14 protein-coding genes are annotated in these 14365 nt (G+C 37.2%); 4 read left to right on the top strand and 10 right to left on the bottom strand.

Annotated elements, in window-relative coordinates; translation table 11 throughout:
* The first annotated feature begins 39 nt into the window (after window positions 1–39).
* Window positions 40–738 carry a response regulator transcription factor RprY gene (gene rprY, locus HMPREF0663_RS10870; protein ID WP_004370596.1) on the top strand — a complete coding sequence of 233 codons (699 nt, stop codon included), beginning with the start codon at window positions 40–42 and terminating at the stop codon, window positions 736–738.
* 635 nt (window positions 739–1373) lie between these two features.
* Complete coding sequence (locus HMPREF0663_RS10865; RefSeq protein WP_016665094.1) at window positions 1374–2072, top strand: carboxypeptidase-like regulatory domain-containing protein; 699 nt, start codon at window positions 1374–1376, stop codon at window positions 2070–2072.
* Window positions 2073–2265: 193 nt separating this feature from the next.
* On the opposite strand, the gene HMPREF0663_RS10860 is transcribed toward HMPREF0663_RS10865, so the two are convergent.
* Complete coding sequence (locus HMPREF0663_RS10860; RefSeq protein WP_004370594.1) at window positions 2266–2643, bottom strand: hypothetical protein; 378 nt, start codon at window positions 2641–2643, stop codon at window positions 2266–2268.
* Window positions 2644–2705: 62 nt separating this feature from the next.
* On the bottom strand, window positions 2706–4163 hold the full coding sequence (locus HMPREF0663_RS10855; protein WP_016665095.1) for an aminoacyl-histidine dipeptidase: 1458 nt from the start codon (window positions 4161–4163) through the stop codon (window positions 2706–2708).
* A 146-nt stretch (window positions 4164–4309) separates the two neighbouring features.
* Between HMPREF0663_RS10855 and HMPREF0663_RS12360 the strand changes: the two genes are divergently transcribed.
* Both HMPREF0663_RS12360 and HMPREF0663_RS10845 read left to right on the top strand, forming a co-directional pair.
* The gene (locus HMPREF0663_RS12360; RefSeq protein WP_004370592.1) at window positions 4310–4504 is read left to right on the top strand and encodes a hypothetical protein; all 195 of its coding nucleotides are present in this window, start codon (window positions 4310–4312) and stop codon (window positions 4502–4504) included.
* Between the two features lie 18 nt (window positions 4505–4522).
* Window positions 4523–5137, top strand: a complete 615-nt coding sequence (locus HMPREF0663_RS10845; RefSeq protein WP_004370591.1) for an OmpH/Skp family outer membrane protein — start codon at window positions 4523–4525, stop codon at window positions 5135–5137.
* A gap of 135 nt (window positions 5138–5272) precedes the next feature.
* Here HMPREF0663_RS10845 and nrdG read toward each other — a convergent pair whose 3' ends face one another.
* The 8 genes from nrdG to nudC form a co-directional block, all read right to left on the bottom strand.
* Window positions 5273–5737 carry an anaerobic ribonucleoside-triphosphate reductase activating protein gene (nrdG, locus tag HMPREF0663_RS10840; RefSeq protein ID WP_036858906.1) on the bottom strand — a complete coding sequence of 155 codons (465 nt, stop codon included), beginning with the start codon at window positions 5735–5737 and terminating at the stop codon, window positions 5273–5275.
* A 24-nt stretch (window positions 5738–5761) separates the two neighbouring features.
* Window positions 5762–7894, bottom strand: coding sequence for an anaerobic ribonucleoside-triphosphate reductase (gene nrdD / locus HMPREF0663_RS10835; protein WP_004370589.1), 2133 nt, complete (start codon window positions 7892–7894; stop codon window positions 5762–5764).
* A gap of 324 nt (window positions 7895–8218) precedes the next feature.
* Window positions 8219–9175 (bottom strand): LuxR C-terminal-related transcriptional regulator, encoded by a 957-nt coding sequence (locus HMPREF0663_RS10830; RefSeq protein ID WP_004370588.1) that lies wholly within the window; start codon window positions 9173–9175, stop codon window positions 8219–8221.
* 160 nt (window positions 9176–9335) lie between these two features.
* The gene (locus HMPREF0663_RS10825) at window positions 9336–10190 is read right to left on the bottom strand and encodes an N-acetylmuramoyl-L-alanine amidase-like domain-containing protein (RefSeq protein ID WP_004370587.1); all 855 of its coding nucleotides are present in this window, start codon (window positions 10188–10190) and stop codon (window positions 9336–9338) included.
* Window positions 10187–11272, bottom strand: coding sequence for a DUF4421 domain-containing protein (locus HMPREF0663_RS10820; protein ID WP_004370586.1), 1086 nt, complete (start codon window positions 11270–11272; stop codon window positions 10187–10189). Before HMPREF0663_RS10820 ends, HMPREF0663_RS10825 begins: the two co-directional genes overlap by 4 nt.
* A 4-nt stretch (window positions 11273–11276) precedes the next feature.
* Window positions 11277–12260: a Gfo/Idh/MocA family protein gene (locus HMPREF0663_RS10815; protein WP_004370582.1), complete on the bottom strand. Its 984-nt coding sequence runs from the start codon at window positions 12258–12260 to the stop codon at window positions 11277–11279.
* 3 nt (window positions 12261–12263) lie between these two features.
* Window positions 12264–13565 (bottom strand): NCS2 family permease, encoded by a 1302-nt coding sequence (locus HMPREF0663_RS10810; protein ID WP_004370581.1) that lies wholly within the window; start codon window positions 13563–13565, stop codon window positions 12264–12266.
* A 9-nt stretch (window positions 13566–13574) separates the two neighbouring features.
* A complete protein-coding gene (gene nudC / locus HMPREF0663_RS10805; protein WP_004370579.1) occupies window positions 13575–14357 on the bottom strand; it encodes an NAD(+) diphosphatase in 783 nt (260 codons plus the stop codon).
* Window positions 14358–14365 lie beyond the last annotated feature (8 nt).

Genomic DNA, 14365 nt, shown 5'->3' with positions numbered 1-14365 from the left:
AGGTTGATAAGAATTATTAATATATAAACATTAAAAATTATGGAAGATAAGTTGAAGATTTTATTGTGCGAAGATGATGAAAATTTAGGTATGTTACTTCGCGAATATTTACAGGCAAAGGACTATACGGCAGTATTATGTCCTGATGGTGAAGTTGGTTATAAGGAATTCTTGAAGAGTAAGTTCGACATTTGCGTACTCGATGTAATGATGCCTAAGAAAGATGGCTTTACATTAGCACAGGAAATCCGCCAAGCTAATGCAGAGATACCTATTATTTTCCTTACAGCTAAAACGTTGAAAGAAGATATCCTTGAAGGATTTAAAATCGGGGCAGACGATTACATTACCAAGCCATTTTCTATGGAAGAATTGGTTTTACGTATAGAGGCAATCCTGCGTCGTGTGCGCGGAAAGAAGAATAAAGAGTCTACACTTTACCATATCGGGCGCTTCACATTCGACACACAGAAGCAGTTACTTTCTATCGGAGATAAGCAGACAAAGCTCACAACAAAGGAGAATGAACTGCTCGCTCTGTTGTGTGCTCATGCCAATGAAATACTGCAAAGAGATTTTGCCCTGAAAACGATATGGATAGATGACAACTATTTCAATGCTCGTTCTATGGATGTGTATATCACGAAGCTACGCAAACATCTGAAAGACGACGATCAAATCGAAATCATTAATATCCATGGCAAAGGTTATAAACTGATTACTCCCGAGGGAGAATAAATTCCTAATACAGATAGGGCATGTAAAGCATGTTGCAACAGTTTGCTGATAAAGAACTGTTGCGATATGTTTTACATGCTTTTTTGTTATTTTGAACAAGATATTATATACTTTCGGTGAATAATGAAAATAGGGAAGCATGAAGATGTTGTTTCAATATTGTTATAATCCACAGTATGTTTATTGTTCATATATGATTATTCTAATGCCGATAGAGGCTGTATATGGCGTGATTAGGAGTTGTGTATATCATCTCAAGCCATATTTCTATTAGATTTTTTCATTGTAATACATCCATAAAATTTATTTTTTATGCCCTTATTTGTTGGTAGAACTATTTGATAGATTTAAATCATGTAAAAACATCAGAAATCCGTTTTACATTTAATATTTTGCAAGAAAAAGTTTGGATTTCTAACTAAAATTAATTATTTTTGCGACTATCCAATGGCTATTCTTTATTTTGTTGCAATCCAATATTATACTGGTATCGTGAAACTACAATAATTTATTGAAAAACTATTACTTAGACCTATTTGGCGTAGTTTGATAAACTATTGCCTGATAAATTGGTATAGAGACCTGACAATTCATTAGTCAATAAACCATATAATAATTTTATAACTTGAAAACAGATGAAAAGTAAATTTTGTTGTTGGCAAAGGCTACTTTTGATGCTTTTGTTGTTGTTCGAATCAAGCCTGATAACATTGCAGGCTGAATTGCTAAATAACGGCGGTCCCACTACTGCAAAAGAGTGGAATACCAATAAGATGTTGCAAAATGAAAAAACAGCTATCAAAGGATTTATAGGCGACGAGAACGGAGAACCGATAGTTGGAGCCACAGTCAGGGAGCGAGGTTCCGCTAATGCTGCTATTACAGATGCAGATGGAACCTTTTCGCTAAAAGTGTTGCCCAATGCCACTTTAGATATTGCTTATATAGGCTATCAGAATAAAGAAATACGGTTGAAAGGCAGAACATTTATTGCCATCTCCATGATACCTAACAATAAAGTTTTGGATGAAGTAGTTGTTGTCGGTTTCGGTAAGCAGAAAAAAGAATCGTTGGTAGGGGCCGTACAATCTGTAAAGCCCCAAGATTTGAAGATGACATCCAGCAGTCTTACAACCTCTTTTGCAGGAAATGTTCCGGGCATCATAGCACGTCAGACTACTGGTGAGCCGGGGTACGACAATGCAGAGTTCTATATTCGAGGCGTATCCACATTCGGTGCCAATAAAAGTCCATTGATTATCCTCGATGGGGTAGAGATAAGTGCAACGATGCTTAAGTTATTGATAGTAGAGTTTTTGTATGCGTTATTTTGAGAAAATAGTAATATGCGTGCCGGATAGATTGCGATTTACCGGAAAAACATGCTATAGATAAGTCCGATAGGTTGCATTTCTGTTGCGGATAAAACATATGTGTACCGCAAACGAATGGTACTCCCCAATCGTCAAGCTCCGTGGTTCACGATGTCAAGCTCCGTGGTTCATGATGTAATCTAAAACCAGACAATTAGATTGCATCTTGTTTAAAAGCAACTATCTCTTCAAGTTCGGGATCCATATAGAAAGTAAACTTTTGCATTGTTCCGTCGTTCTTCCTATATTTCACGCTCATAAAAAGTAATTTTCCAGAAACCTTTTCAGTACCATATTGGGCTTCTTTTTTGACGAGCCTGTTGGTACGAGCATTCGTTCGCATCGCATTTACGATGCTGTCGTTTATATAGAATGTGGAATCAATATCCGAGAATGTTTTCTCGCGGATATCGTTATCTACAAGATTATTGTCAAGAAAATTGGAGATCAGTTTCTCCGCATCATGTTTCTGGCCACAACTTATTAACAACAATGATAAGAAAACGGAGGAGAGAAAGATACTTTTTTTCATGTTATGATTTTATTACAACAGAGACAAGCCCAAACGCTGTCTCTGCTGTATGTTTAAATGTATTATTTTTCGGGAATGTTTTTCAAAACTTCCAATAAATGATCCCATACCATCTGTACGGTGGGTATATGAAGACATTCATCAGGAGTATGCACATAACGAAGGGTTGGACCGAATGAAACCATATCGAGATCGGGGTATCGTTCGGAGAATAAACCGCATTCTAATCCTGCGTGAATGCCCAGCACTTTCGGTTCTTTGTGGAAAAGTTTCTTATAAGCATTTACAGTAATTTTAACCAATTCGCTATTCGGATTCATTTTCCAAGCCGGATAGCCGTCTGTTGCAATAACTTCTGCCCCTCCCAGTTCATAGGCCGCTCTTACGGAGTTACACATATTGTCGAGATTGCTCATCACATTGGAACGTTGGGAAGACAGCACCTCAATCTCATTCTCTCTTGTAATAACCGCTGCCACATTACTTGATGTTTCAACCATAGAAGCAAGTGCTTCGTCTTGGCACATCGCGAAAATGCCATTGTCTACAGCCTGTAGGGCCATGATAAATTTACGACCGGTTTCCTTTGGTAAAACCTCAGAAGGTTCGGTACTCTCCAATGTAAATACCATAGAGGTGTCCGTTACATGAAATTCGTCTTCAACAGAAGCCTGAAATACGTTCCAATCAGCTTTTACCTGTTCTTTTACTTCGTCGGGTACTGCGAAGATAACACGACCGTCGCGTGGTATTGCATTATGTAACTTGCCAGAATTAAAACTTGCCAAGTGCAAATCGTACTTAGATTGTTCATTATAGAGAAAGCGTGTTAACACCTTTATGGCATTGGCGCGTTTTTTGTTGATATCGTCTCCGGAGTGTCCGCCGATAAGTCCTTTCAAAGATGCCTGCATGAAGAAATATCTTTTGGGAGCTTGTTCACGTTGGAATTTGAACGTAGCGATTGTGCTCCTCCCACCTGCACACGACACAAAAATCTGTCCTTCGTCTTCAGAATCAAGATTGATTAAATAATCTCCATTCATAAAGTCGTCTTCCATTCCTAAAGCACCGGTAAGCTGAGTTTCCTCATCACGGGTAAATACGCATTCCAAAGGACCGTGTTCGATATCATCAGAGTCGAGAATGGCAAGTTCTATGGCGTCTCCTATACCGTCATCAGCCCCGAGCGTAGTACCTTTAGCATGCAGCCATTCCCCATCGATATAAGTCTGAATAGCATCTTTATAGAAATCAAATTCTACATCAACAAGTTTGTCACACACCATATCCATGTGACTTTGTAAGATTACGGTCTTGCGATTTTCATATCCTTTTGTTGCGGGCTTTCGTATCAAAACGTTTCCGGTTTTGTCTACTTTTGTTTCCAATCCGTGGCTTTTGCCGAACTCTCGTAAGTATTCTATCATCTTTTCCTCGTGCTTGGATGGGCGTGGAATTTGATTAATTCTTGCAAATTGTTCGAACACACGAGCAGGTTTGAGGTCTTTCTTTTCCATTGAGTTATTCATTTAATTATAATACCATTGTTTTTTATTCTTAAATTACCTACAATATCAGGCTTTTTATTTTGTGTTTCACTTAAATTACACTATCTTTGCGACGCATTTATAGTGTATCATAAGCTCTGCAAATATAATAAAATATGGTAGAAATGTTACTCTTAAGCGTGTTAATTATTGCTATAGCTATTGCATTATTATCCGTGAAGTTGATCTTTAAGAAAAATGGAAAATTTGTCTCTCCACACATCCATGACAATGCCGGATTGCGAAAAAAAGGCATACATTGCTTTATAGATCAAGATTTAGAGGCAAGAAAATCGAATTGTGCATATTAATAATAAAAAGATAAGAAAATGAAAAAAGACATTTTAACAATGACGGTTGCTTCGCTTGCAGCCTTTGTTATTACTTCGTGCAATCAGTCGCAACCTCAAATGGACACAAAAACCGACTCTGGGAAGGGAGATGTTCCATCGACAATAAAAATTGCTTATGTTGAGGTAGATAGTATCATGTCTCAGTATAAGTTCTGTAAAGATTATTCTTTGATATTGCAGAAAAAAGGACAAAACATACAAAATACTCTTGCAGGAAAGCAACAACAATTACAAAATGCAGCGGCAAATTTCCAACAGAAAGTACAACAGAATGCCTATACTCGTGAACAGGCTGAAGCCATACAAGCAGGATTGCAACGCCAGAATAATGATTTACAAGCACTAAATCAGCGCTTAAGTACAGAATTTCAGGCAGAAACAGATAAATATAACAAAGCACTTCGCGACAGTATTCAGCATTTCTTGGCTTCATATAATAAAGATAAGAAATACACATTGATATTGAGCAAGGCCGGAGATAACCTCCTCTATGCAGATAAAGCGCTTGATATTACGAATGATGTAATAGCTGGGTTAAATAAAGCATATAAACCTGCAGCTGAAACAAAAGCAGCAACTGCGAAGAAATAATATCATATATTGTCTTTATAAGTTTAAGCGGATAAGTTTTTTCCTTATCCGCTTATTTTTATAACCATTTACTCCTATGACGATATTATGCTATAAAACGCTGTAATAAAAGTTTTATAGCTGATAGCAATTCCATTATTTCCAAAACGTTTCGGTGATATCAATAAAATCTTCTCCAACAATATGTTTATAAAGTCTTTGATTTGTTGTCCTTTCTTTCAGACATCCTAAATGTTCGATATACGGGCCAAGTTTAATATAATCGAAATCGCTTTTCCTAATGGTTGAAGGTATTAATTGCCGGCCACTATACCATGCCACCTTATATCCTTTGTGCATTTTGTGTATATAACGGGCAAGCATATTGATAGAAGACGGTTCTGCGTCTCCTCCCATCAAGCATATACAAGTAATGCTATTTCCAAAACGTTCTATCATAGAGCTAATGGCTATCGGCGTTAGTGGCTCTCCTATATTTTGCCACAGGTATTGGCTATGACAGCCCGGACAACGACACGGACAATTTGAAATATTGATTGCCAGTGTCACTTCATCTGGGATTTCTTGGAATACAATTCCTGTATTTACAAATTTCAACACCTTATTATATTGTCAAACGGCTGATTATTTTACCATTTCATAGTCTTTTACCGAGACTGTATATTTCTGCTTGTCTGCATAGTAACGTCTGTGGGCTTCCTCCTGACGAGGTAACGAGAAATTACTTACCCGTTTCAAGTAACCGATAATGCGTGTCATATAATCCACATTCTTACTATGACATTTAGGACACTCCTGTAGATAACGTTTATCAATATGCCCACAATCATTACAGAGTGTATTGGGAATGTTGAATGTAAAGTAGTTGCAACCTTCTTTGGCGGCCACTTTAAGAAGTTTGCGATACTGCGCTTTGGAAAGATGTTCCTCAAGATTCATGTGTAGAGCCGAACCTCCTGTAAGATGTTGTATATAGGGAGCTCCGTGTAACTTGAACTTATCGAGAATTGTCAGCGAAGAATCTTCCACGATATAGAAATAACTATTATAACAATTGCGTGGTACAAAATAACCGTCTTCGCGATCCCATTTGGCATGTTTTACGCCAACATTTTCGGCAGGTATCATTTCACAGTTAAAAAGAACATCGTTTGAACGGTATTGCTTATTATACTTTTCAATTAGTCCAAGAACCTCTTGTACGAATTTCAGATAATTGGGATTGTCGGTAATTTGTAATCCCATGAACTCTGCAGCTTCTACAAGACCATTGATACCGATTGTTAAATATTGCCTTGAAATATTGATGTAACCGGCATCAAAGAGTGGCAACATACCATGCTTCTGTAGTTCTTTCAAATTTTCATTATATGCTAATTGCACTTTGTGGCACAAATCAATCACTTCTGATAGATATTCTTTATAATCTATCTTGTTGTTTACCGCATGTTGGATACAGCGGTTAAGATTGATAGTCAGCACACTCTTGCTTCCTGTCGATACTCCTCCTGCACCGAGAGTGTAACTAAAACCATTGTCTTGTATCTCGTTACGCAACCGACAGCATGAACTTAACGAATCTGCATTGTCACTCATATAAGTGAAGAAAGAATGCCCTTCCGAATACATTTCTGCTGCAAAGTCTCCCCATTCTTTATCCATACTGTCCCCATCTTTTGTTAATAATGCCATTGTTTCTACGGGGAAAGTCAACACTGTTTTAGTACGTTCTTTGTTGAACCACTTCATAAATCGTTTCTGAAGCCATGACACCCCTTCCCAGTCGGGTTGACTTCCATCGGGGAAATAGAAATTACCAAAGAGACTCTCGAAATAAAACTTGTCATAATAGGAGATATTCCAGAATACGGCCTGATAATTCCTTGCACCAGTTGGTTGATTTAAGGTATATACAATTTGCTCGAAACAGTCGGTTATCATCTTATCAATGGTTCTACGCTTGACAGACAAATCAACAACCTTATCCGGCTCTTTGAAATAGTCCTTTCCATATTCCAACCCAATAAAATAATTCAAGTACATTAGAAATTCCGGAGTGGCACAGGCCCCACTTAGCATACTTGACACCATGAAGACCATATTTACAAATCCTCCGCAGAAACTCTTCAAGTTTGTCGGCGCTGTAGAATTTCCACCAATAGAAGCCGTTCCTCCTATTAACCAAGGATACATCGTGATGGATGCACAATAATTTGCAAGACTCGTCTCATCATTCTTATATATATAATGATGTGTAAGCTTATTAATATATTCATCAGCTACCTCTTTTCCATACATTTTTTTTATTCTGTCGGTAAGTAGTCTGCGGTTCAGACGAATAAAACTTGCTTTGGGAAGTTCGCCGATAAGGGTTGCAATATTCTTATGTTCAACATTGGCATTAGCATCGTATTTAGAGCCTGTTGCAGCATTAGAAGCATCACAGTAATCCGAAAGAAATTTCAGCCTCTCCAATGTCTCTCTATCTTCCGTGTGTGCTTGGCGATAAAGCATAAACGATTTGGCTACATTGTAATAGCCTTCTCGCATTAGAGCTTCTTCTACTTGGTTTTGTATATCTTCTACTTTAATATCGTCATGTATAGCAAGATGACTTAAAAGTTTAGAAATACTTCCTAAATTGATTGGTTCGTTCACAGAATTGAATGCCTTAATAATAGCATTCATAATTTTGTCAAGCGAAAAACGGTCTTTACTTCCGTCTCTTTTGGTAATAACAAAATCTCTAATTTCCATTGTTTTTATACTTTTTGGAAAACTTTTCTATTTATATTTGATAAAAAGTTTTCCGTTTTGGGTAATTTTTATTTATAATATAATTTTAAAATTATCATTTTTAGTAATTATTTTATGTGTACAAAGATAATAAAAAGAAAATAATATAAATTCAAAATACATTATTAATTCTTGCTTTTATATTTTTTTAGTGACTAAAAAAATGACATAATAATTAAAGTATAATTTGTAATTATAATATAGATGTATTGATAACCATTAGGTTAATAAAATAAAAAAGCACCGATTATTTTAATAATCGGTGCTAAGAAGAATTGTACTTTTTTATAATTTCACAGAAGAAATATCAATAAGATTATTCACAATAGCATATATTGTAAGACCTGCAGGTGAATGTATCTGTAATTTCCTTGCTATGTTCCTTCGATGAGTAATGACTGTATTTGTGGAAATACAAAGATGATTTGCGATTTCTTTATTTGTCATTCCTTGTACCAAACTAACAATCACATCTTTCTCTCGATCGCTCAATGTTTCCTGATTTTCCGGATTTTGATTAAGCATATTAGATATCTTAAACGAAACATCATTCTGTTTCGATCGTTTCTCAAGACTTCTAATAACGGGTATAAATATTTCTTCTTCAACAGAAGCATGTTGCGAAAGCCACTCTTCACAATTATAAATATCATAGAGAGTTGCCGAAAGTTGGTTATTCCGCAAACCGTCCGATGGCAGATATTTTATAATAATGTTTTTAAGTTCGCGCAGCTTTTGGTCGGTTTGTCCATGATGCTTAGAGTAAGTTTCTATATCATAATTAGTGGTTACCTTATTATTTATTAGGTCTTCCACATAAGGAAAAACAGTTTTTTCCTCATATTGCATGTGGTTTCTTATAGAGCGTGCGTATTCATCATATAACTTCAAGATGAGTCTTGCCAAATTATCATTTTCGTCAAGGGCGCCAACAAGCCCTTGACGGATGTAGGGCAATTCGAAACCTAAATAATAATCATGACTCGCTTTCAGGTATTGCATTAATGTCGGTATCGAAAGGCGTTCCGCATCATCATATTCTCTATACCCATTAATTGTAAAGTTTATGATAGCAAGGAAAGTATATGTATCTACATGTTGGTCTTCACATACCTCCTGTACAGTTTTATCTCCAAATCCGAGGTTGATACCAAACGAGCCGAGACTTTGGAGAATACTGTAGTTATCTCCGATGATAGAAATCATCTTATCATCCGGTTCATACATTTTTTGATTTTTCATCTGATACCTAATTGTTGTTAGCTACTTCGCTGCAAAGTAACAAAAAAAACTCGGAATATGCAATAGATAGAAATAGGTATTTACCTATTTACAGCATCTCTCAATAGTATATAAGAGCGGTTCGTATACCTAAAAGTGGTGAAAATAGGGTAGGGCGTTTTTAAGGCAATACTCTGATAACTCTAATACCAATTTGAGAAGGATGCTTTTGCATATAAGTCTTGAGAGTCGTTATTTCTTCTACAACCTTACCTCTGATGGAAGACGCATGTAACAGATGCAAGCCATCTTTATGCCATACGGCAATGCCGATATGTGTCGTATCCAAGCCTTTCCTGCTTGTTACAAGGGCAAGTATGTCTCCATCGTGAACTGTATTACGAAAAAGTCGCGTGTTAGCAATCGCTGTTTTGGGGATATATCGGTATTCCTTCCCATTATAATCTTCTTCAAGTTTCGCGATGCCGTCTATCCACTCTCTATGTTTTACCAACATTGGATATTTGTCGGGATGAACTGTCATATAGTTAATGGAAATGGTCTGTAACTTTGTAAACGGGGGATCGGGTGTCTGGATTTCCTTTACAAAACCACTCTTGCAATTGTCTTCTATCCATATTGTAAAATAGTGCTGACGTTTAAGGTAAGATATATGCCCATCTATGTATCTTACATGTTGCAGATAATTACAGAAGTCTATAAATGTATTCTTCTTATTCTGATAGCATAATGTCAATGCCAATACATATTCGATGTATGTGGTACAATCTACTTCCCTTAAATTAACTATCAATTTCTCCTTTTCATTACGCTCCAAAGTTTGTGCTACATAAGGTGTACCTTTAAATTCTCTTGCAAAGAACAGAAATAAATTTTCTTTCTGTTTGTTTGAAATGGCCTTATGCAGCATGTTCATGGCAATTATACTGTCTCTTTTTGTGTATTGTACCTGTGCAGAAGCATTGTGACTGGTGCATATCAGAGATAGAAAAAGTGAGAAGACAATCGTTTTCATTTATATTGTTTTTTCTTATTGAAATTAAAACCTATATAAATATTGACATTTCCAAAAATAGAATTAGTGGAAAACTGGTCTTTATTATAATTATAGGTGTGCACTATAGCACTCGCACCGGCATACCATTTCATATTATTCCATACGATACCGAACCGTCCGATGCCATCGATATTCATGTTCTTAATAGAAAAATCGCGCATATTTTGCCTTTCATGTTGTAAATCGCTGACTGTTTTTTTATACGCAATACCTAAAGATAAAGAAGATGCGAATAACCAGTGATGAGCAAATACCCAGTTGTATGCATAGCCCCCCGATATAGCTATATCTGTATATTTAACATTTCCGAAACGGAGACTGCTATCTATAGGCATCTTCTCATACGTATTCCCCAATCTTTCTTTAAGCACAGTATCCAACTGTTGCCAATCGATATCAATGGAATGTTTGGTATAACCGATTCCTACTAATGGGGAACCGCAACTGATTTTCTGTATTGTACTCTGACTAAAAGCTGCCGGATAGGAAAATCGATGATGATTAAAGATGTAATACAAATTAAAACCTTTTACACTTGAACTGAAACCATTGTAAGGAACATTTCTTATCTGGTCGGTATTGATACCTTTACCTAAATACATACTTTTAATTCTATAGTCTTTTCCTACACGATAGAAGATGTCTATTCCTATCTGCGAACTGTAGATACTGAAGTCGTATTCTTTCTTATTGTTACCCCTCAAGTGATTAATATCTAAGGTGTAGCCTAAAAATATCCATCGCCATCCTAAATAAGGTCCGAGTTTTACAGACGGTTCCGGAGAAAAACGGATGGATTGTCCTTTCTTATTATTTATTCTGTATTGTTCATAAGTGTTCGTATTTTGTAGCATTACGGTAAAATTATAGTGCTGAGGTTCAATGTAGTTTGTATCTATACTCGTAAAATTTCTAAGGGCCGTAGATATATTGCCGACCACCTTTTTTAAAAAAGGTTTATGTGATGTTATACTATCTGTCGCGATAGCAGGCATCACCATGCCATGAATTAGAAAGAAGAACAAATATATCTTTTTCATTTTGTCATAGCTTTCCGAGAATACGATCCATAACCCAATTCACTGGAGTGGCACTAACACTTGTACAGTTGCAAACTCCAAAGCCCTGAAGATCTTCTATTACGGATTTTATTATGGGCAATTGAACATAAGACGGATTGGGTACGATTATACTTGTAGTACCTTCACTTGTAACAATTTTTATAGGATCATAATTATAAACAGAGAAAGAGAGCATCCCTTTGTCGCCAATAACTTCGATACAGTCTTCTTTTGAACTTTGATGACCTACAAAACACCACGAGCCGCTTCCCACAAGACCGCTCTCAAAAAGGAAACACGAGCTGATCGTATCTTCTGCCCCGTAAAGTTGCGCCCTGTTGGCACAATAGCCATGAGCACGCGTTATAACACCGAAAAACTCTTGTAACAAGTCTAATTGATGAGGGGCTAAATCATAGAAATACCCTCCACCGGCAATATCTGGCTGCAGTCTCCATGGAAGATTATGACTCCCTTTGAAATCCAAATCTCTCGGAGGAACCGAAAACCTTACCTGAACGTTAAGAATTTTGCCAATAATTCCATTATCTATGATACTTTTAACCCGTTTGAAATAGGGTAGATACCTGCGATAATAGGCTACAAAGCATGGCATTCCTGTCTGTTCACTGATACGATTGATACGTGCACAGTCCTCATAACTTGCCGCCAATGGCTTTTCTACATAAACAGGTTTGCCTGCTTTCATGGCCATTATGGCAAATGTGGCATGACTTGAGGGTGGGGTAGCAATATAAATAGCATTTACATCCGGATCATCTATCAATGCCTGAGCATCAGTATACCATTTACGGATATGGTGTCGTTCGGCATACGAGCGTGCCTTTTCTTCACTTCTACTCATAACAGCCTCTACGTGGGAACCGTCTATCTCGTTAAAAGCCGGCCCTGATTTCTTTTCCGTTACTTCACCGCATCCGATGAAACCCCAACTTATCAGTTTCATATATCAACTGAAAATAAAGTTTATTATGAACAGTATGGAAAGTATTACAATTGTTATATTCAATGCTTTCCATTGGGCTGTGCATACTTTAACTATAACATAACTCAAGATTCCTAAGCATATACCGTCTGCAATAGAATAACATAATACCATAGTAATCATAGTAATAAATGCAGGAAATGCTTCAGAAACGTCACTCAAATCTATCTTCTTTACCGAATCGAGCATCAATACTCCGACCAATACCAGTGCTCCGCTTGTTGCTGCACTGGGAATTAACATGAAGATAGGAGAGAGTAGTAATGACACAAGAAAGAGTATCCCCACAAAGAAAGAGGTAAGTCCGCTACGTCCACCTTCCGCAATACCCGATGCACTTTCAATATATGTAGTAAGAGTAGACGAACCGAGCATTGCGCCACATGTGGTGCCTATAGCGTCGCTCATCATAGCTTCTTTTACATGAGGAATGGAGCCATCCGGCCGTACAATACCTGTCTTTTCCGCCAATCCGACCAAAGTGCCGATCGTATCAAATATATTCACGATAAGAAGAGAGAAAACAACGAGAAGGGTTTGTATATTGAAAAAGCCATTAAAGTCAAACTGACAAAATATTGGAGATATCGACTGTGGGGCAGAAATAGGGAACCAATTTGCAGGAATAACGGTAACTCCTAACGGTATACCTACAAGAGAGCTCGCAATGATACCATAAAATAAAGCTCCTTTTATATTGCGTGCTATTAAAATTCCACTTAAAAGAATAGCGATAATACCTAAAATACATTCAGAAGAAAAGCTACCTAAACCTACGAAAGTCCCCTCTTTAGCAACAATAATATGGGCATTCTTCAGTCCTATAAAGGCGATAAACATGCCGATACCTGCAGAAATAGCATATCTTAAATTCTTGGGAATACTGTCAAGAATTAGTTCGCGTATATTAAAGAATGTAATGAGAATAAATATTATACCCTCTATCAGCATAATTGCTAATGATTGCTGCCAAGTATATCCCATGGCCTGACAGAGCGTATAGGCAAAAAATGCGTTCAATCCCATACTGGGAGCTTGGGCAAAAGGGAGCTTGGCCATGAAAGCAAGTAGTAGGGTTGCTATGGCTGCAGCAATGGCTGTACCGGTAAACAGGGCCCCTTTATCCATACCTGTACTTGAAAGAATAGAAGGATTTACGGCAAGAATATAGCTCATAGTGAGAAAGGTTGTTGCTCCTGCAACCAATTCTGTTTTGAATTTCATGTTTTTGGCATCGAAGCCAAGTGCTTTTGATAAAAATTCCATAAGTATGTATTAATGATTAAAAGTGTCAAGCCAATTGTCCAATATCATTCGTGCTATAGAAAGTTTTTCTGGGATGATCGGAAGATTATCCTTATGAAACCAAGCTCCTCTTGAAAGCTCTGAACGCTGTAAGTGGATATCCCCGTCGATATAATCGGCATTAAAGCCAACCATTAAGCCACAAGGATAGGGCCACGGTTGTGAACCGAAGTATTTCAAATTTGTTATTGTAATTCCCGTTTCTTCCCTAACTTCCCGATGTACAGCTTCTTCTAAAGTTTCCCCTGTTTCTACAAAACCTGCGATAAGTCCATAAAAGTCACTCTTAAAATTACGAGCATGTACAAGTAAGACCTCATCCCCTTTATGCACTAATACAATAACTGCAGTCGCCAACTGGGGCCATATCTCCTTTCCACAGTTAGGACATCGCTTTGAAATATCTGTGTGCATCTCCATCGGTGTACCACAAACGCCACAATAACGTGTGTTATGATCCCAATAAATTAACTCCTGACATTTGCCAGCTTTTAGGTACAAGTCTCTCGAGAGTTTATAGTATGAGGCACGCAATCCGCACATTTCATACTCAGTTCGGTTTGTAATGGGGGCATCAATAGAAAAAACTCGAACCTCTGTTCCGTCATCCATTGATGTTACGTGCATAATATGTGTCCACGCTTTGATTGCTATGGGAGGCTTTATACTAAGCGGAATTGTATATGTTCCATCCATATTTTTTTGAAGGAGGAGGTCTCCTTTACAAAATATGAACCAATATGCTTTAGACATTTCGTACT

Origin of the sequence: Hoylesella oralis ATCC 33269, assembly GCF_000185145.2 — a bacterium.
In the GTDB taxonomy this organism is placed as follows: Bacteria; Bacteroidota; Bacteroidia; order Bacteroidales; family Bacteroidaceae; genus Prevotella; species Prevotella phocaeensis.
Note: the sequence above shows the minus strand (reverse complement) of the source record. Positions and strands in the feature narration are given on the sequence as shown.